18 protein-coding genes are annotated in these 20,453 nt (G+C 47.3%); 16 read left to right on the forward strand and 2 right to left on the reverse strand.

Features of this window, described 5'->3' with window-relative positions; translation table 11 throughout:
* Positions 1-5 precede the first annotated feature (5 nt).
* The 7 genes from mdh (at position 6) to coaE (ending at position 8,730) form a co-directional block, all read left to right on the forward strand.
* Positions 6-944 (forward strand): malate dehydrogenase, encoded by a 939-nt coding sequence (gene mdh / locus AC2CGA_RS12595; RefSeq protein WP_003152455.1) that lies wholly within the window; start codon positions 6-8, stop codon positions 942-944.
* 215 nt (positions 945-1,159) lie between these two features.
* Complete coding sequence (locus AC2CGA_RS12600) at positions 1,160-1,879, forward strand: response regulator transcription factor (RefSeq protein ID WP_003152457.1); 720 nt, start codon at positions 1,160-1,162, stop codon at positions 1,877-1,879.
* Positions 1,872-3,611, forward strand: a complete 1,740-nt coding sequence (pnpS, locus tag AC2CGA_RS12605; RefSeq protein WP_015387864.1) for a two-component system histidine kinase PnpS — start codon at positions 1,872-1,874, stop codon at positions 3,609-3,611. Before AC2CGA_RS12600 ends, pnpS begins: the two co-directional genes overlap by 8 nt.
* Before the next feature lie 246 nt (positions 3,612-3,857).
* Entirely contained in the window at positions 3,858-6,497 is a 2,640-nt protein-coding gene (gene polA, locus AC2CGA_RS12610; RefSeq protein ID WP_014305564.1) for a DNA polymerase I, read from the forward strand.
* A gap of 24 nt (positions 6,498-6,521) precedes the next feature.
* Positions 6,522-7,352: a DNA-formamidopyrimidine glycosylase gene (gene mutM / locus AC2CGA_RS12615; RefSeq protein WP_015387866.1), complete on the forward strand. Its 831-nt coding sequence runs from the start codon at positions 6,522-6,524 to the stop codon at positions 7,350-7,352.
* Positions 7,353-7,488: 136 nt separating this feature from the next.
* Positions 7,489-8,121, forward strand: a complete 633-nt coding sequence (gene ytaF, locus AC2CGA_RS12620; RefSeq protein ID WP_014305562.1) for a sporulation membrane protein YtaF — start codon at positions 7,489-7,491, stop codon at positions 8,119-8,121.
* Positions 8,122-8,136: 15 nt separating this feature from the next.
* Complete coding sequence (gene coaE, locus AC2CGA_RS12625) at positions 8,137-8,730, forward strand: dephospho-CoA kinase (protein ID WP_349686256.1); 594 nt, start codon at positions 8,137-8,139, stop codon at positions 8,728-8,730.
* Between the two features lie 38 nt (positions 8,731-8,768).
* Here the strand turns inward: coaE and AC2CGA_RS12630 are convergent, their stop codons facing one another.
* Together AC2CGA_RS12630 and AC2CGA_RS12635 are read right to left on the reverse strand one after the other, a co-directional pair.
* Complete coding sequence (locus tag AC2CGA_RS12630) at positions 8,769-9,611, reverse strand: aldo/keto reductase (RefSeq protein WP_014305560.1); 843 nt, start codon at positions 9,609-9,611, stop codon at positions 8,769-8,771.
* A gap of 59 nt (positions 9,612-9,670) precedes the next feature.
* Positions 9,671-10,870 (reverse strand): MFS transporter, encoded by a 1,200-nt coding sequence (locus tag AC2CGA_RS12635; RefSeq protein WP_014305559.1) that lies wholly within the window; start codon positions 10,868-10,870, stop codon positions 9,671-9,673.
* 183 nt (positions 10,871-11,053) lie between these two features.
* On the opposite strand from AC2CGA_RS12635, the gene AC2CGA_RS12640 reads away from it, so the two are divergent.
* The 9 genes from AC2CGA_RS12640 to thrS all read left to right on the forward strand — a co-directional run bounded on the left by AC2CGA_RS12640 (position 11,054) and on the right by thrS (position 20,386).
* Positions 11,054-11,440 (forward strand): winged helix-turn-helix transcriptional regulator, encoded by a 387-nt coding sequence (locus AC2CGA_RS12640; RefSeq protein ID WP_003152469.1) that lies wholly within the window; start codon positions 11,054-11,056, stop codon positions 11,438-11,440.
* Between the two features lie 207 nt (positions 11,441-11,647).
* Positions 11,648-12,670 (forward strand): glyceraldehyde-3-phosphate dehydrogenase, encoded by a 1,023-nt coding sequence (locus tag AC2CGA_RS12645; protein ID WP_015387868.1) that lies wholly within the window; start codon positions 11,648-11,650, stop codon positions 12,668-12,670.
* A 238-nt stretch (positions 12,671-12,908) separates the two neighbouring features.
* Complete coding sequence (gene speD / locus AC2CGA_RS12650; protein ID WP_003152471.1) at positions 12,909-13,289, forward strand: adenosylmethionine decarboxylase; 381 nt, start codon at positions 12,909-12,911, stop codon at positions 13,287-13,289.
* Positions 13,290-13,537: 248 nt separating this feature from the next.
* Entirely contained in the window at positions 13,538-13,996 is a 459-nt protein-coding gene (nrdR, locus tag AC2CGA_RS12655) for a transcriptional regulator NrdR (protein ID WP_003152473.1), read from the forward strand.
* A 111-nt stretch (positions 13,997-14,107) separates the two neighbouring features.
* The gene (gene dnaB / locus AC2CGA_RS12660) at positions 14,108-15,517 is read left to right on the forward strand and encodes a replicative helicase loading/DNA remodeling protein DnaB (RefSeq protein ID WP_003152474.1); all 1,410 of its coding nucleotides are present in this window, start codon (positions 14,108-14,110) and stop codon (positions 15,515-15,517) included.
* A 24-nt stretch (positions 15,518-15,541) separates the two neighbouring features.
* Positions 15,542-16,477 carry a primosomal protein DnaI gene (dnaI, locus tag AC2CGA_RS12665; protein WP_069473534.1) on the forward strand — a complete coding sequence of 312 codons (936 nt, stop codon included), beginning with the start codon at positions 15,542-15,544 and terminating at the stop codon, positions 16,475-16,477.
* Positions 16,478-16,508: 31 nt separating this feature from the next.
* Entirely contained in the window at positions 16,509-17,150 is a 642-nt protein-coding gene (locus AC2CGA_RS12670; RefSeq protein WP_003152477.1) for a TVP38/TMEM64 family protein, read from the forward strand.
* Positions 17,151-17,215: 65 nt separating this feature from the next.
* Positions 17,216-18,046, forward strand: a complete 831-nt coding sequence (ytxC, locus tag AC2CGA_RS12675; protein WP_484480207.1) for a putative sporulation protein YtxC — start codon at positions 17,216-17,218, stop codon at positions 18,044-18,046.
* Positions 18,047-18,454: 408 nt separating this feature from the next.
* Complete coding sequence (gene thrS / locus AC2CGA_RS12680) at positions 18,455-20,386, forward strand: threonine--tRNA ligase (RefSeq protein ID WP_484480208.1); 1,932 nt, start codon at positions 18,455-18,457, stop codon at positions 20,384-20,386.
* The last annotated feature ends 67 nt before the right edge of the window (positions 20,387-20,453 follow it).

The raw sequence follows: 20,453 nt of genomic DNA on the forward strand, positions 1-20,453 counted from the left end.
GAATCATGGGAAAAACACGCAGTAAAGTTTCTGTTATCGGAGCAGGATTTACGGGAGCGACAACAGCCTTTCTTACAGCTCAAAAAGAGCTTGCGGACGTTGTGCTCGTTGATATTCCGCAATTAGAAAACCCGACAAAAGGAAAAGCGCTAGACATGCTCGAAGCAAGTCCGGTTCAAGGATTTGACGCGAAAATCACAGGCACGTCCAACTACGAGGACACAGCCGGTTCTGATATCGTCGTCATCACAGCCGGAATTGCGAGAAAACCAGGCATGAGCCGTGATGATCTCGTATCTACAAACGAAAAAATCATGAGAAGCGTCACACGTGAGATCGTGAAATATTCTCCTGACTGCATTATCGTCGTATTGACAAACCCTGTTGATGCGATGACATATGCGGTGTACAAAGAATCAGGCTTCCCGAAAGAACGCGTCATCGGACAATCCGGAGTGCTTGACACTGCGCGATTCAGAACATTCGTCGCTGAAGAATTAAACCTGTCTGTAAAAGATGTGACCGGTTTTGTTCTTGGCGGACACGGTGACGACATGGTTCCTCTCGTCCGTTATTCCTATGCGGGCGGCATTCCGCTTGAAACGCTTATCCCGAAAGACCGTCTTGATGCGATTGTAGAACGCACAAGAAAAGGCGGCGGGGAAATCGTCAACCTTCTCGGAAACGGAAGCGCCTACTACGCGCCTGCTGCATCACTGACTGAAATGGTAGAAGCCATTTTGAAAGATCAGCGCCGCGTGCTTCCGACCATCGCTTACTTAGAAGGCGAATACGGTCATGAAGGCATTTACTTAGGCGTACCGACGATTATCGGAGGAAACGGCCTGGAGCAAATCATCGAGCTTGAACTGACAGACTATGAAAAAGCGCAGCTGAGTAAATCAGTTGAATCTGTCAAAAACGTGATGAAAGTATTGTCATAAGAAAAAAGGGAAGGCTTCCGAATCAGAAGCCTTCCTCTTTTTACAATTAATGAAAGCGTTTTCTTTTTCTCTGAGCGATCCTTTCTCTGAAAATGATCAAAAAGGCGAATTGTCTGAACGGGCAGTATTGGATAAAATGAAATCATAAAGTGATATGCAGCACATAAAATAGAGAAAATTGGATGTCGGGGAAAATAGACAGCGGAGGGCGCAGCATGAACAAAAAAATTTTAGTTGTAGATGATGAACAATCTATCGTTACTCTTTTACAGTATAATCTGGAACGGTCCGGCTATGATGTCATAACCGCATCAGACGGTGAAGAGGCTCTGGAGCTGGCAGAGAATGAAAATCCGGATTTAATCGTACTGGATGTCATGCTGCCGAAAGTGGACGGAATCGACGTCTGTAAACAGCTCAGACAGCAGAAAATGATGGTTCCGATCTTGATGCTGACAGCAAAAGATGAGGAATTTGATAAGGTGCTGGGACTGGAGCTCGGAGCGGATGATTACATGACAAAGCCGTTCAGTCCGCGGGAAGTCACTGCGCGGGTGAAAGCCATTTTAAGAAGGGCTGACATTTCTTCGCTGTCACAAGGCAGAGAAGAGGAAAAGGACGGACAGATCCTCATCGGCGAGCTGAAAATTCTTCCGGAGCATTACGAAGCGTACTTCAAGTCAGAACAGCTGGAATTGACGCCTAAAGAATTTGAACTGCTTCTGTATTTGGGAAAACACAAGGGAAGAGTGCTGACGAGAGATCTTCTGCTGAGCGCGGTCTGGAACTATGATTTTGCCGGGGATACCCGGATTGTTGACGTTCATATCAGCCATCTGCGCGACAAAATCGAATCAAATACCAAAAAACCCATCTATATTAAAACAATCAGAGGTTTGGGGTATAAACTGGAGGAGCCAAAAATGAATGAATAAAGTCCGTGTGCGTCTGTTCGCTTTACTCGTTGTATGTATCATATTGGTTTTCAGTGTTCTCGGCCTTTTTTTACAGCAGCTTATTTCTTCATCCGCTGAAGAAAGAACGGCGGATCAGCTGAAAAAGGAATCGGTATACATAGCGGGCCTTCTTGACACCGGCCGAATCGGCAATAAAAGCAATGAAACGGTAATCCGTGACGCCGGCCGCACCCTCGGTATAAACGTCTCCTTGCTCAACGAGAAGGGTGACGCCGTATATCATTCCGGCAGTCGTGGTGATGATTCAGCCGTAAAGGAGTTCATTTCTCACAATAAAAGCGAGGAAGCCGTACAGTCGAAAAGCAGAGTCATCCGCGGCACTGCCGTAAAAAATGACGCCGGGAAAATTGCGGGGTATGTACTCGTTTCCTCGGATATCAACGGCGGTTCAAGCGTTACCGGAGAAATGTGGGGCATGCTGGCAGCAAGTCTTTGTACCGCTTTTATCATTATCGTTTTCTTTTATACAAACATGACGTCGCGTTACAAAAAATCAATCGACGCCGCGACAAAGGTGGCGACGGAGCTGTCCAAAGGGAATTACGACGCCCGCTCCTACAGCGGTTACGCAAGGCGGTCGGACCGTCTCGGGCGTGCGATGAACAGCCTGGCGGTCGATTTAATGGAAATGACAAGAACGCAGGATATGCAGCGCGATCGTCTGTTAACCGTCATTGAAAATATCGGATCCGGTTTGATTTTAATAGACGGGAGAGGTTTTATCAATCTCGTGAACCGGTCATACACGAAGCAGTTTCATACAAAGCCTGAACGTCTGCTTCGGCGCCTTTACCACGATGCGTTTGAACATGAGGAGATCATTCGGCTTGTCGAAGACATTTTTATGACGGAGACGAAAAAATGCCAGCTGCTCAGACTTCCCATCAACATTGAGCGGCGCTACTTTGAAGTTGACGGCGTTCCGATCATGGGCCCTGATGATGAATGGAAGGGCATCGTCCTCGTTTTTCACGATATGACGGAAATTAAAAAATTGGAGCAGATGAGAAAGGACTTCGTCGCCAATGTCTCCCATGAACTGAAAACACCGATCACCTCGATTAAAGGATTTACGGAAACACTGTTAGACGGAGCGATGAAAGACGAAAAGGCGCTTTCAGACTTTCTGTCTATCATTCTGAAAGAAAGTGAGCGGCTCCAATCTCTCGTGCAGGATTTATTGGATTTATCCAAGATGGAGCAGCAAAACTTTACGATGCGCGTAGAGTCCTTTGATGCTGCAAAAATTCTGCATGAAATTGAGGCGCTTTTGCAGCATAAGGCTGAGGAAAAAGGCATCAGCTTTCAGCTCGATCTCCCGGAAGAGCCGATTTTTGTGACGGGTGATGCGCACAGGCTGAAGCAGGTATTTTTGAATCTGGCGAACAATGCCCTGACCTACACGCCTGAAAAAGGGACGGTGGGGATTTCGGTACATGTGAAAGAAACCGTTGTCGATATCAAAGTGTCCGATACGGGAATCGGCATTCAGAAAGAAGAGATCCCGCGGATATTTGAGAGATTCTACCGCGTGGATAAAGACAGAAGCCGCAACTCGGGAGGAACCGGCCTCGGCCTCGCCATCGTGAAGCACTTAATAGAAGCCCATGAAGGTAAAATCGAAGTCACAAGCGAGCCTGGACAGGGAACTGTGTTCACTGTGACGCTGAAGCGGCCGCCGGCAGCGTGATCAGCTTTACAAAGGATTAACAATTTCTTCATGACCTGTTAAACCTATCTTGTTAGGATATAACAGAACCCCTTCATCCAAGGAGCCAATTTTGACGGCGGGAACGCGTTTTCTTGTTCCCGTCCTTTTTTGCGTTTTCACGGGGTCCGCTCATTTTCCTTTCAAATTGAACTTTGTTAAAATAAGAGAAGCTGTGAGATTAAAAAACAGAGGAATGACGAGCTTTTGCTCTTAGGAGGATATTGAATGACGGAACGAAAAAAATTAGTGCTTGTCGACGGAAACAGTCTGGCGTACCGGGCGTTTTTTGCATTGCCGCTTTTAAGCAATGAAAAAGGCATTCATACAAATGCCGTATACGGGTTTGCGATGATTTTAATGAAAATGCTGGAGGATGAAAAACCGACCCATATGCTGGTGGCTTTTGATGCGGGAAAAACCACTTTCCGCCACAGCACGTTTAAAGAATATAAAGGCGGAAGACAAAAAACGCCGCCGGAGCTTTCAGAACAGATGCCGTTCATCCGTGAGCTCCTCGATGCCTACAACATCAGCCGCTACGAGCTTCCTGAATATGAAGCGGACGATATTATCGGCACGCTTGCCGTATCTGCTGAAAAAGACGGCTTCGAAGTGAAGGTCGTTTCGGGGGACAAGGACTTAACCCAGCTTGCAACCGGGAAAACGACCGTTGCCATTACGAGAAAAGGCATTACCGACGTAGAAGATTACACGCCGGAGCACGTGCGGGAAAAGTACGGTCTGACTCCTTTGCAAATCATTGATATGAAGGGATTAATGGGAGATTCATCCGATAACATACCGGGCGTCCCCGGCGTCGGAGAAAAAACCGCGATTAAGCTCTTAAAGCAGTTCCATTCGGTTGAGAAACTGCTTGATTCCATTGATGAAGTCAGCGGAAAAAAATTAAAAGAAAAGCTTGAAGAATATAAGGAACAAGCCCTGATGAGCAAAGAGCTGGCGACGATTATGACAAATGCGCCGATTGAAGTCAAGCCCGAAGATTTAGATTACCAAGGGTTTGACCGTGAACAAGTTGTTGCCATTTTTAAAGACCTCGGTTTTAATACGCTTCTTGAGCGGCTCGGTGAAGAAAGCGGGGAAACGGCGGAAGAAAATTTTGAAGACATCAATGTCGAAACGGCAGAAGAAATCACCGAAGATATGCTTGTTTCGCCGTCCGCTTTGGTCGTCGAACAAATCGGTGATAACTATCACGAAGAACCGATCCTCGGCTTTTCCATCGTGAATGAAACAGGTCTTTATTATATTCCGAAAGAAATCGCCATTCAGTCTGAAGCTTTTAAATCTTGGGCTGAAGATGAATCGATGAAAAAGTGGGTGTTCGACAGCAAACGTTCCGTCGTCGCTTTGCGCTGGCAGGGAATTGAGCTGAAGGGAACGGAATTTGACGCGCTTCTTGCTGCCTACATTATAAACCCGGGCAATTCGTACGACGATGTCGCGAGCGTAGCGAAAGAATACGGGCTGAATATCGTTTCAAAAGATGAAGCAGTATACGGAAAAGGCGCAAAACGCGCCGTTCCCGCTGAAAAAGAGCTTGCCGATCATCTCGCGCGGAAAGCGTCTGCCGTTAACAGCCTCCGTGACAAACTGCTTGACGCTTTGGAAGAAAATAATCAGCTTGAGCTTTATGAAGATCTTGAACTCCCGCTTGCGCTAATTCTCGGAGAAATGGAATCAATGGGCGTCAAAGTGGATGTGGAAAGACTGAAGCGAATGGGAGAAGAGCTCAAGGCAAAACTGAAAGAATATGAAGAAAAAATCCATGACATCGCCGGTGAGCCGTTTAACATCAATTCACCAAAACAGCTCGGCGTCATTCTGTTTGAAAAACTCGGTCTGCCGCCAGTAAAGAAAACAAAAACAGGCTATTCCACTTCAGCTGATGTGCTTGAGAAGCTCGCAGACAAACATGATATCGTCGCATACATTCTGCAATACAGACAAATCGGCAAACTCCAATCGACTTATATTGAAGGGCTGCTGAAAGTCACGCGCAAGGATTCTCATAAGGTGCATACACGATTCAATCAGGCATTGACTCAAACCGGACGCCTCAGCTCAACGGATCCGAACCTGCAAAATATTCCGATCCGGCTGGAGGAAGGGCGGAAAATCCGTCAGGCTTTCGTACCGTCCGAACCGGACTGGCTTATTTTCGCCGCCGATTATTCACAAATAGAATTAAGGGTGCTTGCGCATATTTCAAAAGATGAAAATCTGATCGAAGCGTTTACGAATGACATGGACATTCACACAAAAACCGCCATGGACGTGTTTCATGTCAGTGAAGATGAAGTGACACAAGCGATGCGCCGCCAGGCAAAGGCCGTCAATTTCGGGATCGTTTACGGCATCAGTGATTACGGGCTGTCGCAAAACCTCGGCATCACCCGGAAAGAAGCGGGCGCTTTTATTGACCGCTATTTGGAGAGCTTCCCGGGCGTCAAGGCGTATATGGAAGAATCGGTGCAGGAAGCGAAACAAAAAGGATATGTGACGACACTTATGCAGCGCCGCCGCTATATCCCTGAGCTGACCAGCCGCAACTTCAACCTGCGGAGCTTTGCGGAACGGACGGCCATGAATACGCCGATTCAGGGAAGCGCCGCCGATATTATTAAAAAAGCCATGATTGACATGGCAGCTGAGCTGAAAGAAAAAAACCTGAAGGCGCGGCTGCTGCTTCAGGTGCACGATGAATTGATTTTTGAAGCGCCTAAGGAAGAAATTGAAATATTAGAGAAGCTGGTTCCTGAAGTAATGGAGCATGCTTTGGCATTAGACGTGCCGCTGAAGGCGGATTATGCTTCAGGGCCGTCTTGGTACGATGCAAAATAAACAGAAAAAAAGGAAGTGATGATTGTGCCGGAATTACCAGAAGTTGAAACGGTCCGGCGCACTCTGACCGGTCTTGTGAAGGGGAAAACGATTGAATCGGCGGATATCAGATGGCCGAATATCATCAAAAAACCCGCCGAGCCGGAGGAATTCGCGCGGCAGATTGCAGGAGAAACGATCCGATCCATCGGAAGAAGGGGAAAGTTTTTGCTTTTCCATTTGGATCATTATGTCATGGTGTCCCACCTGCGTATGGAGGGGAAATACGGTCTTCATCAGGCCGATGAGCCTGACGATAAACATGTGCACGTCGTGTTTCACATGACGGACGGAACACAGCTCCGCTACCGGGATGTCCGGAAATTCGGCACGATGCATTTGTTTGCGCCGGGAGAGGAACGGAATGCATTACCGCTTTCACAGCTCGGGCCCGAACCCGATGATGAAGCATTTACCGCCGCTTATTTAAAAGAGCGGCTTGCAAAAACGAACCGCGCGGTAAAAACCGCCCTGCTCGACCAAAAAGCGGTCGTCGGCCTCGGCAATATTTATGTCGATGAAGCTTTATTCCGGGCGCGTATTCATCCTGAAACAAAAGCGAACAGTCTGTCGGACGGGCAGATAAAAACGCTTCATACAGAAATTAAAGACACCCTTCAGGAAGCGATTGACGCGGGCGGGAGCACCGTCCGGTCTTATATCAATTCTCAAGGGGAGATCGGAATGTTTCAGCTCAAACATTACGTATACGGCAAAAAGGATGAACCGTGCAAAACGTGCGGCACGATGATTTCTAAAATCGTGGTCGGCGGAAGGGGCACTCATTTTTGCGCCCGCTGCCAAAAAAAATCATAAACTGAAGCTGTTCAAGCAGGCGGCAGCAGAATGACTTTTTTCTAACACAGTTGATGACCTTTCTCCATATATATATTGTGATTCACCCAATAGGCATATGTCACAATTGCCGATCAAGAGAAAGGGAGAAACGGATATGGAGATTGTTTCTTTGCTGCTTTTGGCTTTTGCTGTCAGCTTGGACAGTTTTTCAGTCGGGTTTACGTACGGTTTGAGAAAAATGAAAATCCCGTTCAAAGCGATTGCCGTGATCGCCTGCTGTTCAGCCTCTGTGATGTTTATATCCATGCTGATCGGCCATTTTCTGACAAAGATTTTTCCCGTATCCGTCACGGAGAAACTGGGCGGGCTGATCTTAATCGGAATAGGGGCATGGGTCATCTGGCAATTTTTTAAACCGGCTAAAGAGCCGGATTACTTATTGCATGAAAAAACGCTGCTTAATCTTGAAGTGAAATCGCTCGGCATCGTCATTCATATTTTGAAAAAACCGACCAGCGCCGATATTGATCAATCCGGAACCATTAACGGAGTCGAGGCGCTTCTGCTCGGTATCGCCTTATCCATTGACGCGTTTGGCGCCGGGCTGGGAGCGGCCATTCTCGGCTTTTCTCCGGTTATGATGAGCGTGACTGTCGGGGTGATGAGCTCGCTGTTTGTTTCACTCGGCATAAACGCGGGGCATTTGCTTTCAAGGTGGAATTGGATAGATAAAATGACATTTTTGCCGGGAGTCCTGCTGATTATCATCGGGATTTGGAAAATGTAAGAAGGAGTGGGCTTTTTGAGCTTGGTCATCGGTTTAACGGGAGGCATCGCAAGCGGCAAAAGCACGGTAGCGCGTATGCTGATCGACAAAAAAATAACAGTCATTGATGCGGATGCCATCGCGAAACAGGCGGTGGAAAAAGGAATGCCGGCTTACGGACAAATTGTGGAAGCATTCGGAAAAGACATCCTGCTGGAAAATGGCGATATTGACAGAAAAAAACTCGGTTCTATCGTTTTCACTGACGAACAGAAGCGTCTGAAGCTGAATCAGATCGTTCATCCGGCAGTGCGTGCGGAAATGCTGAAACAGCGGGATGAAGCCATTGCGAGAAAAGAGCAGTTCGTCGTTTTGGATATACCGCTTTTGTATGAAAGCGGGCTTGATTATCTTGTCGGCAAAGTGCTCGTCGTCACCGTACCGGCAGACATTCAGCTCAAACGGCTGATGGAGCGGAATTCCCTGACAGAAGAAGAAGCGATGAGCCGGATAACGTCGCAAATGCCTTTAGCGGACAAAGCAAAAAAAGCTGACGCCGTCATTGATAACAGCGGCAGTCTTGAATATACAAAGCACCAGCTTGAGGAAGTATTGAGCGGCTGGGCATAAACAAACACCGTTCGGAAAGCCGAACGGTGTTTTTCTGGTTAAAAATCAAAATTGTCAGGGTCCGGACCGACACGGAGATTTTCGTTCAGATCATCAATCCGCTTCATATCTTCAGCTGACAGTTCGAAATCAAAGACATTTGCATTTTCTTCAATACGGTGTTTTTTAGTTGATTTCGGAATGGTGATGACACCGTTTTGCAAATCCCAGCGCAAAATCACTTGAGCGGCTGATTTGCCGTATTTCTCAGCAATCTCCTGTAAGACGGGGTGATCAAGCAGCTGCCCTTGCATCAATGGCGACCACGCTTCAAGCTGAATGCCTTGTTCAGTGCAGAAAGCAAGCAGTTCTTTCTGTGTCAGGCGCGGGTGGTACTCCACCTGGTTGATCATCGGCTTGATTTCCGTTTCTTTCATGAGATGTTTCAGGTGGTGAATTTGGAAATTGCTGACCCCGATCGCCTTAATGCGTCCATCCCGGTAGAGGGTTTCGAGCGCCCGCCACGCATCGATGTACTTTCCTTCGACAGGCCAATGGATCAAATATAAATCTAAATAATCTAAACCGAGTTTTTCTAAGCTTGTGTCAAACGCTTTTAACGTTTCTTCATATCCTAAATCGGCATTCCATACTTTTGACGTGACAAAAATGTCTTCACGTTTTAATCCCGCTTCTTGCAGCCCTTGGCGGATCCCTTCGCCGACACCTTCTTCATTTCCGTAAATCGCGGCGGTATCAACGCTGCGATAGCCGTGCACCAATGCCGTTTTCACCGCGTTGACGAGTTCCGCGCCTTCCTCTACTTTGAAAACTCCGATGCCGAACCAAGGCATCTCTACTCCGTTATGCAATGTTGCTTTTGCTTGTAAATGTGTTGTCATGTATATATTCCTCCTATTATTTGTCTGTTGAAAAAAATCAAAATGCGCTGAAGAAAAACTCACCTCCTTTCAAGGGCAGTGCGATCCCGCTTTTCCAGCTTCCTGCTCCATCCGGTTAATACGACCGCGCTGAGCACCATCAGCGCCCCGATCCAAGCGGTATGAATGATTCCGATTGAGTCTGTAATGATTCCGCCGGCAAACGAGCCGATCGCGATTCCGGCATTAAATGCCGCGATATTTAAGGCTGAAGCTGTATCAACGGCGCTTGGCGCAAAACGTTCACTCAGCATCACGACATATACCTGAAGCCCCGGCACATTCATAAACGCCAACAGCCCCATGAAAATAATGGTGATCAGCCCGGCTGTTTTAAACGGCGCGGTAAAAGTCAGGACAAACAGCACAGCAGCCTGGACAATGAACATATAAAACAAGGCTTTCAGCGGATTACGGTTTGATAAACGGCCGCCAATCATGTTTCCGATGGCAATCGCAATTCCGTAAATGAGCAGGATGGCCGCGACGGTTTCTTTCTGAAAACCGGTTACCTCCTGAAGAAGCGGAGATAAATACGTAAACACGACAAACGTTCCGCCGTAGCCTAACGCTGTAATAATAAATAAAAGCAATAACCGGCCGTTTGTGACGAGTTTGACCTGCTCGGAAAATGCGGTTTTCGTCCCTTTGCGCAAATGAGACGGAACGAGAAGCGCGTTTGTGAGGAATGCGATGATTCCTACCGCCACAATCACGGCAAATGCGATTCTCCATCCGAATTGCTGGCCGAGATAGGTGCCGAACGGAACGCCGGTCACCGTAGCCACCGTCAGCCCCGTGAACATAATGGAAATCGCGCTTGCTCTTTTATGCTCCGGCACGATATTGGCGGCGATCGTTGCCCCGATTGACATGAAAATGCCGTGGGAAAAAGCCGAAATGACCCGTGCCGCCAGTAAGACGCCGATTGAGGAAGCGCTCGCTGCGAGTGTATTTCCGGCGATAAAAATCAACATCACCCAGAGCAGCAGCGTTTTCCGCGACATGCCGGATGTGAGAGACGTTAAAACCGGCGCGCCGAATGTCACGCCCAGAGCATACATGGAAACGGTAAGTCCCGCCGTTGTCACAGGTATATGCAGATCTTGAGATATAAGCGGCAGCAGTCCGACGCTGATAAATTCGGTTGTGCCGATCGCAAAAGCGCTGACGGCTAATGCCAGCAGCGCTGGTAAATAGCTTTGGCGATGTGAAGACATCTGTTTTCCTCCTTAAACGATAATGTATGGTTGAAATGATGCCGGGTAAACGATATAAGTATAAGAGTACATTCCTTTTCAGCCGGCAAATGTCATTATGATTGATAGAAGTGTCATTGAAAAGAACGTACTTTTAAGTGCCATAGGCACTTTTTAGTTCCTATAGATGAGGAGGAATTACCGTTGCTGAAGAAAAAATACAATATATCCGTAGAGGCGGCGCTTGAAGTGATCGGCGGAAAATGGAAGTGTGTGATCCTCTGCCACCTTATGCGCGGGAAAAAACGGACAAGCGAATTGAAGCGGCTTATGCCGGACATCACCCAGAAGATGCTGACACAGCAATTGCGGGAGCTGGAAGCTGACGGCGTCATCAACCGGATCGTGTACAATCAGGTGCCGCCGAAAGTGGAATACGAGCTGAGTGAATACGGGCACAGTCTGGAAAGAATTTTAAATGCGCTGTGTGACTGGGGCGCGATGCATATTGCTAAACGGTACGGCGAGGTGTCTTCCGTTTTAGAGGACAGCATTTTAAATGACAAATTTAAAGAACCGGGACAAATATAAGAAAAAAGCAGGCAGCCTGAGACGCTGATCCTGCTTTTTTTATGGAAGAAAGATCATTTTATATGCAAAAAAACCGATTGAACAACATATTGATCGGTATAAGGGTGGATTTTTATCAAGTTGTACTGGCGGATTTCTTTTAATGTGTTATACTATATATAAATAAAGGTAAATTAGAGTGGCATATTAAAAAGGGGTGACCTGAGCATGAAGGTAAAAGTAGCAATCAACGGGTTTGGAAGAATCGGAAGAATGGTGTTCAGAAAAGCAATGGAAGATGATCAAATTCAAATAACAGCCATTAATGCAAGCTATCCCCCGGAAACGCTTGCTCATTTGATAAAGTATGACACAATTCACGGCAAATACCATCAAGAAGTTGAGACCGCCGGCGACAGCCTGATCGTCAACGGAAAACATATTATGCTGTTCAATCGCCGGGACCCGAGAGAGCTTCCGTGGAAAGAATGCGGAATAGACATCGTCGTAGAGGCAACGGGGAAATTTAATTCAAAAGAAAAAGCGATGAGCCATATTGAAGCAGGGGCGAAAAAAGTCATTTTAACGGCTCCGGGCAAAAATGAAGACGTTACCATTGTCATGGGAGTAAATGAAGAGCAGTTCAATCCCGATGAACATGTCATTATTTCAAATGCATCCTGCACGACAAACTGTCTTGCGCCGGTCGTCAAAGTGCTTGATCAGGAATTCGGGATTGAAAGCGGCCTGATGACGACTGTTCACGCTTACACGAATGATCAAAAAAATATCGACAATCCGCATAAAGATCTGCGGAGGGCGAGAGCGTGCGGAGAATCCATCATTCCGACTTCTACAGGCGCCGCTAAAGCGCTGTCGCTCGTGCTGCCTCATTTGAAAGGAAAACTTCACGGTCTCGCTTTGCGTGTTCCCGTTCCGAATGTGTCATTAGTGGACCTTGTCTGCGATCTGAAAACAGATGTGTCGGCCGAGCAAGTGAACGCCGCTTTCCAAAGAGCCGCAAAAACGTCGATGTACGGAATTCTTGATTATTCGGATGAGCCGCTCGTTTCTTCGGATTATAATACGAATTCACACTCTGCGATCATCGACGGACTGACAACGATGGTGATGGAAGACCGAAAAGTAAAGGTGCTCGCCTGGTATGACAATGAATGGGGATATTCCTGCCGGGTCGTTGATCTTATCCGTCACGTCGCCGCGCGAATGAAACACCCGTCAGCTGTGTAGACTAAAGTTCATGGACATTTGTTAGAAAAAAACCCTTAACGGCATATTCGCAAAAAACACACCTTGCAAAATAAACTTAAACACAGTATACTATCTTTCGTGAACTTCTTGCTCGTGACTGCTTCGGAATTACTTAAAGGGTTAGGACCTCTCCGGACTAACTTTCCCCCGTGGTAAATGGCCGGGTCAGTTCTCGGAAATTCACTTTTTTAATTCTTGTTAAGGGGGGTCCATGATTATGGAAACAATGGGGCGTCACGTCATCTCCGAGCTGTGGGGATGCGATTTTGATAAGCTCAATGACATGGATTTTATTGAAAAAACGTTTGTAAATGCTGCTTTGAAATCAGGAGCTGAAGTGCGCGAGGTCGCATTTCACAAATTTGCACCGCAAGGCGTAAGCGGAGTCGTTATTATCTCTGAGTCACATTTAACGATTCACAGTTTTCCTGAACACGGATATGCAAGCATTGATGTTTATACTTGTGGAGACCTGGATCCTAATGTGGCTGCGGATTACATTGCGGACGCATTACATGCAGATACAAGAGAAAACATTGAAATACCGAGAGGAATGGGGCCTGTACAGATTAAACAGGCACAAGCGAAAGTACTGTAATTTTCAAAACGCAAACACAAGGGAGCTAAGCTGAAAAAGCCATTACGCGCTTTGAAGCTGATGCTCCTTTTCTAATGTAAAAAAACAGCATTGCTTTTTCTTTAAGCATTTTTTTTGTAAAATAGAAAAGATAAGGCCGGTCTATCGGCTCTCCCAACAAATAGGCTCATCCTAGAAACGTTGGCGGGCATTTACCGGAAGCTTGCGAACCGCATTACAGCAACGAAACAGATGGGAGCTGATCCAATTTGAAATGTCCTTCATGCCAGCATAACGGTTCCCGCGTACTTGATTCACGGCCTGCGGACGAAGGGAAATCAATCCGCAGAAGGCGGGAATGCGAAGCCTGCCATTACCGCTTCACTACATTTGAGAAGTTTGAAGAGATGCCTCTGATCGTCGTGAAAAAAGAAGGCGTCCGGGAAGAATTCAGCCGTGAAAAAATGCTGCGCGGGTTAATTAAAGCTTGTGAAAAAAGGCCCGTTCCTTTGAAAACATTGGAAGACATGTGCTTTGACATTGAAAAAGAGCTGAGAAACCAAGGCGTATCTGAAGTCAAAAGCGAACTTGTCGGTGAAATGGTAATGGACCGCCTGGCGAAAATCGATGAGGTGTCTTATGTCCGCTTTGCCTCCGTCTACCGGCAGTTTAAGGATATAAACGTGTTTATCGATGAATTGAAAGATTTAATAAAGAAAGAACGCTGAGAGAGCTAAGAGATTGTGTCTGGCTCTTTTCTCATGAGCAAAATTGGCATTTGATAGATCGCAGAAACGGTGTAAAATGAGAGTAGAAACATATCGGAAGGTTTGAGAATCATGGCTGACTATTGGAATGACGTATTGCCTGTAGATCCTTATACGGTCAAAAGCCGTTCGCTTCTTCAGGATGTCGACAGACAGGTTTTGACACATCTGTACCAGCCGCTGATCGGTTCTTTTGCATTCTCCCTTTATATGACCTTGTGGGGGGAGCTTGAGCAGAACCGCTTGTGGGGAGCGGAATCCACGCACAGGCAGCTGATGGGCATGATGCAGTCAAATTTAAAAAAGATTCATCATGAACAGGGAAAGCTTGAAGGAATCGGACTGCTGAAAGTGTATATCCGGGAGTCCGAGCAAAAAGAGCGGATGTTTATTTATGAGCTGCTGCCCCCGCTCAGGCCGAATGATTTTTTTGAAGACGGCATGCTGAATGTCTTTCTTTATAACAGAGTCGGTAAAACGAAATACCAGCAGCTGAGACAATTTTACACGCACCCTTCCGTCGGCGCGGGCGCAAGGGAAATTACCCGTCCGTTTAATCACGCTTTTGCCTCTTTTCAGCCGAGTGAATGGAAAATGACGCCTGATATGGAAGAGGCGATGAAGCTCCCCGAGGACTATGAGACGGCGTCTGTCGGACAAGCGCCTTCCTATACGGTGACGGAGGAAGTGTTTGATTTTGAGCTGTTTTTGGCGGGGTTATCAGAAACGATGATACCGCGCAAATCAATCACACAGGATGTGCGGGAGAGCATTAAAAAGCTTTCATATTTATACGGAATAGATCCTATCTCCATGCAGCACGTCGTCATGACCGCAATTAATGAACAGGATACGATAACGGCCGAAGCGCTGAGGAAAGCGGCCAGCGACTGGTACCAAATTGAAAGAAGCGGCAAGCTTCCCGAACTGATTGATAAAACACAGCCTGTCACCTTGAGAGAAAACCGGACGGAAAAGGACGATTCATTGAACGGCGAACTCATCGCACAGCTTGAGACCATATCACCGAGAAAGCTTCTCCAGGACATTGCGGACGGGACCGAGCCGTCAAAAGCCGACCTGCAGATTATCGCCGATATTATGTTCGAACAAAAGCTTGAGCCCGGCGTCACCAATGTGCTGATTTATTATGTCATGCTGAAAACGGATATGAAGCTGTCCAAAAACTATATCCAAAAAATCGCCGCCCACTGGGCCAGAAAGAAAGTCAAAACGGTACGGGAAGCAATGAAGCTCGCAATCGAAGAGCACAGGCAATATCTTGATTGGGCGGACGGCAAAACAAACGGCGCGGCGCGCGGCAAAAAAACCGTCCGGGAAGAAAAGCGCCCTGATTGGATGAAAGAAGAAGAAACCGGGAAGAAACAAGAACAGACGGCTCTTTCCGCACAGGATCTTGAAGAACAGAAGAAAAAAATGATGGAAGAAATGAAAAAACTGAAAAAATACTCTGCCTATTGAGACAGAGAAGCGGGGTGATATTGAATGGAACCGATCAGCCGATCCTTAGAAGGCGTGACGAAAAGACCTGACTTTCAAAAACGCCTGGAACGAATGCAGCAGCAAGTTATGGCCGACGAAGACGTCCAGGCTTTTTTGAAGGAACAGAAAGATGTTATCAATCAAAGCATGATTGACAGAGGGTTAAATAAACTGTACGAATTCGTTCAGCAAAGCAAACAGTGCGCCTTCTGTTCGAAAGACAGCCGGACGAACAGCCTGCTTGAAGGCTACCATCCGAAGCTTGTGATCAACGGGCGTTCCATTGATATTGAATATTACGAATGTCCGGAAAAGAGAAAGCTCGACCGCCAGAAAAGGCAAAAGTCCCTGATGAAGAGCATGTATATCCAGCAGGAACTTCTCGGCGCGACGTTTCAGCAGATCGACATTACCGATCCGAGCAGACTCGGCATTTTCCAGCATGTGACGGATTTTCTGAAGAGCTATAATGAAACGGGAAAAGGCAAAGGGCTGTATCTGTACGGAAAATTCGGAATCGGAAAGACATTTATTTTAGCCGCCATTGCCAACGAACTGGCGGAAAAAGAGTATTCATCAATGATCGTATATGTTCCCGAATTTGTCAGAGAGCTGAAAAACTCGCTTCAGGATCAGTCGCTGGAGGCGAAACTGAATATGGTGAAAACGACGCCCGTACTGATGCTTGATGACATCGGAGCGGAGTCAATGACAAGCTGGGTCAGGGATGAAGTCATCGGCACCGTGCTTCAGCACAGAATGAGCCAGCAGCTTCCCACTTTCTTCTCGTCTAATTTTTCACCAGACGAGCTGAAGCATCATTTTACGTATTCACAGCGGGGAGAAAAGGAAGAAGTAAAAGCGGCAAGACTGATGGAGCGGATTTTATATTTGGCTTCGCCCGTCCGTCTTGACGGGGAAAACCGCCGCCGTTCATGATGCCGGCGTCCAATGGGAAGGATTTGAGGGAATGAGGAATAAGAAGGCTGTCACTTGGGCTGCGGCTGCGGCGGGAGCGGGTCTTTTGCTGTGGGCAAACCGCAAATATCTGAATCTGTCGCCTAAGGAGATCCGGCTGTGGGTGTTATCGTTCGGTGTTTTTGCGCCGCTTGTGTTTATCGGAATTTCCATCGTCAGGCCTTTTGTGCTGTTTCCCGTATCAATCGTTTCCGTCGCCGGAGGATTGGCGTTCGGCCCGTTTTTCGGCACCATGTATACGCTGGCGGGCTCAATGGGCGCTGCCGCCGCGTCTTTTTTTGCGGCGGGGCTGTTTGCCTTTAATGAGAAAAGCCGTCATGGAAAAATGGAAGCCATTCAAAAGCAGATGAAAACCAATGGCTTCTTTTATATTTTTATCCTGCGCATTCTGCCTGTTAACTTTGATGTGATCAGCTATGCCGCGGGCCTATCGAAAGTCAGGCCGGTAACGTATTTTTTGGCGACCGCAGCGGGCATCATTCCGGGGACGATCGTCCTGAATGTGCTCGGCGCGAGCTTTATGTCCGGCAATGTGCTGACCGTACTCTGTGTGATCTGTCTTTACATCGTATTTTTATCGCTTCCCGTTATATTTAAAAAGAAGGTGCGTCATTTGTTCGGCGGTGAAAGCTAACCTTTACGTCTATTTTAAAAACATCCCCCATATACTTGTAACAGATGCCGTAAGGGGGGACAAATATGCTTGAAGTGATCTTTGAAGATGACCACGATACCGCCGCTTTTTTACATCTCATTCAGCAATCGGACGACCGGAGACATTTTATTGTCCGTGAAGGCATAAAAAAAGTCGGAATCGCAAGGTCTGAAACGGCTTTTTGCGTTCAGCGCTTTATTGAGCCGATACTTGTCAGGTTTTTTTTGGAATGCAAAGAAGACGAGCATATGCTTTCGCTTATTGAGGACGCATACTGCTTCACCGATCAGGATGAACAGCAGCAAATCCTTCAGCTTGCACACAGCATTATGGAAGGAGAGCTTGAGGATCATCCGTTTGAGCCGAAGAAAGAGCCGCGCACACAGTTTATTTCAGATGCGCTCCGGACGATTTCACTTGATGCGGGTGTTTTTTCCGTGCGTTCGTTTCAGACGTTCCGGCTCGGCAGGTATTATGAGAGGCTCAGAGAATATGCGGAGGCCGCGATAGATGAATACCAGATGGAACAGGAATATCAAAACTTTATCCAGTCTCTGAGAGATTATGTGACATCCAATCCGCCGCGGATGAAGAAAGTCCGCATCGTACATGACCGGGCTTTTACGCTGTGGGAGCTGCGCTATGTGTCAGAACGGGAACAGAAAAAATACATAGACAGACGGTTTGTGCGGGAGCACCCGATGTATATAGATTCCCATCTCCTTGCGCCGCTGATCTCCATTGCGCCTGAGACGGTCGAACTGTATACGGACAAACCGGAACATATGATGTCAAGAACCATTCAAAACGTGTTTCAGGAGAGGGTGCGCCTTTTTCCGCTGGGCGCGTTTGCAGCCGAGAAGACGGAAGGATAGCCGCACGGACGGCCTTGTGTAAGCGGCAGGGCTGTCTGTGCGAAATCAGACGGAAAACCGAGTTGCATTTTTCTCACAGACATTTTATAATACATAAAAGATTAATGATTGCTACACGTATTGATAAGGACATGAAGCATTGATACCGGCTTTATAAGAGAGGAGAGCCCAGGCTGAAAGCTTTCCAGCTATGGATCATTGTCTTTACCGCCTTTGAACTTCAGCTGTGAACGCCGGAATAAGCGCCAGTAATAGCTGACGGGAACTCCCGTTACAGAGCTTAGAGCCGCAGTGCCGAAGCAATCGGCCGCGCGGAAAAAAGGGTGGAACCACGATTCCGTTTATTTAACCTCGTCCCTTTCATAGGGGGCGGGGTTTTTGATTTGCATAAAAAAAGGAGTGACGAAGATGTCAGATATGATCAACATCACATTTCCGGACGGAGCGGTAAAGGAATTTCCGAAAGGAACTACAACAGAAGATATCGCGGCATCCATCAGTCCGGGATTAAAGAAAAAGTCTTTAGCCGGAAAACTGAACGGACAGGAAATTGATTTAAGAACGCCGATTCAAGAGGACGGTGCCGTAGAAATCATTACAGAAGGCACAGAAGAAGGTTTGAACATCATGCGGCACAGCACGGCGCATTTATTGGCCCAGGCGATTAAACGCATTTATAAAGATGTGAAATTCGGAGTCGGCCCCGTCATTGAAAACGGGTTCTATTATGACGTTGAAATGGAGCAGGCGCTGACGCCGGATGACCTTCCGAAGATTGAAAAAGAAATGAAACGCATCATCGGTGAAAATCTGCCGATCATCCGAAAAGAAGTGAGCCGTGATGAAGCAAAAGCCATGTTTGCGGAAATCGGCGATAATCTGAAGCTTGAACTGCTGGATGCGATTCCAGAAGACGAAACGGTCTCTATTTATGAGCAGGGCGAATTTTTTGACCTGTGCCGCGGCGTGCACGTGCCGTCTACAGGCAAAATTAAAGAATTTAAGCTGCTGAGCCTTGCGGGCGCATACTGGCGCGGCGACAGCAAAAACCAAATGCTTCAGCGGATTTACGGCACGGCTTTCTTTAAAAAGGATGACTTGAAAGAGCATTTGCGCATGCTTGAAGAAGCGAAAGAGCGTGACCACCGAAAACTGGGCAAAGAATTAAAATTGTTTGCCAACTCTCAAAAAGTCGGACAAGGTCTGCCGCTCTGGCTGCCGAAAGGCGCGACCATCCGCCGCGTGATCGAGCGCTACATTGTGGATAAAGAGCTGAGCCTCGGTTATGAGCATGTGTATACGCCTGTCCTCGGAAGCAAAGACCTGTACGAAACATCAGGGCACTGGGATCATTATCAGGATACAATGTTCCCGCCGATGGAAATGGACAATGAAACACTTGTGCTCCGTCCGATGAACTGTCCTCATCATATGATGATTTACAAACAGGACATTCACAGCTACCGCGAGCTTCCGATCCGCATCGCCGAGCTCGGAACGATGCATCGTTATGAAATGTCCGGGGCGCTTTCAGGTCTTCAGCGCGTACGCGGCATGACATTAAATGACGCGCACATTTTCGTCCGCCCTGATCAGATTAAAGAAGAATTCATCCGCACCGTCCGTTTGATTCAAGACGTATACAAAGACTTCGGCCTGAGTGATTACACATTCCGCCTGTCTTACCGCGATCCTGAAGATACGGAAAAATATTTTGATGATGATGAGATGTGGAACAAAGCGCAATCCATGCTGAAGGCGGCAATGGATGAGATGGGGCACGACTATTATGAAGCGGAAGGCGAAGCGGCATTTTACGGCCCTAAACTTGACGTGCAGGTGAAAACGGCGATCGGCAAAGAAGAGACATTGTCAACTGTACAGCTTGACTTCCTTCTTCCGGAACGCTTTGATCTCACTTACGTCGGAGAAGACGGCAAACAGCACCGCCCTGTCGTTATTCACCGCGGCGTCGTATCAACGATGGAACGTTTCGTTGCTTTCTTAATCGAAGAGCACAAAGGCGCCCTTCCGACATGGCTTGCGCCGGTGCAATTCCAAGTCATTCCTGTATCACCGTCCGTGCATCTTGACTACGCGAAAAAAGTGCAGGAACGCCTGCAGCGCGAAGGCCTGCGTGTCGAGCTTGACAGCCGGGACGAAAAAATCGGCTATAAAATCCGTGAAGCGCAAATGCAAAAAATCCCGTACATGCTTGTGGTCGGTGACCAAGAAGCGGAAAACGGCGCGGTAAACGTCCGGAAATACGGCGAGCAGAAATCAGAAACCGTCTCATTGGACGATTTTGTGAAAAAGGCTGTAGCCGAAGCGAAAAAATAACCGGAAATACAAAAAACCCCGTTCATTCAGAATGGGGTTTTTTAGCGTATAAAATTATCTTTCTTTT

Source organism: Bacillus sp. SYZHCR11 (assembly GCF_057196865.1).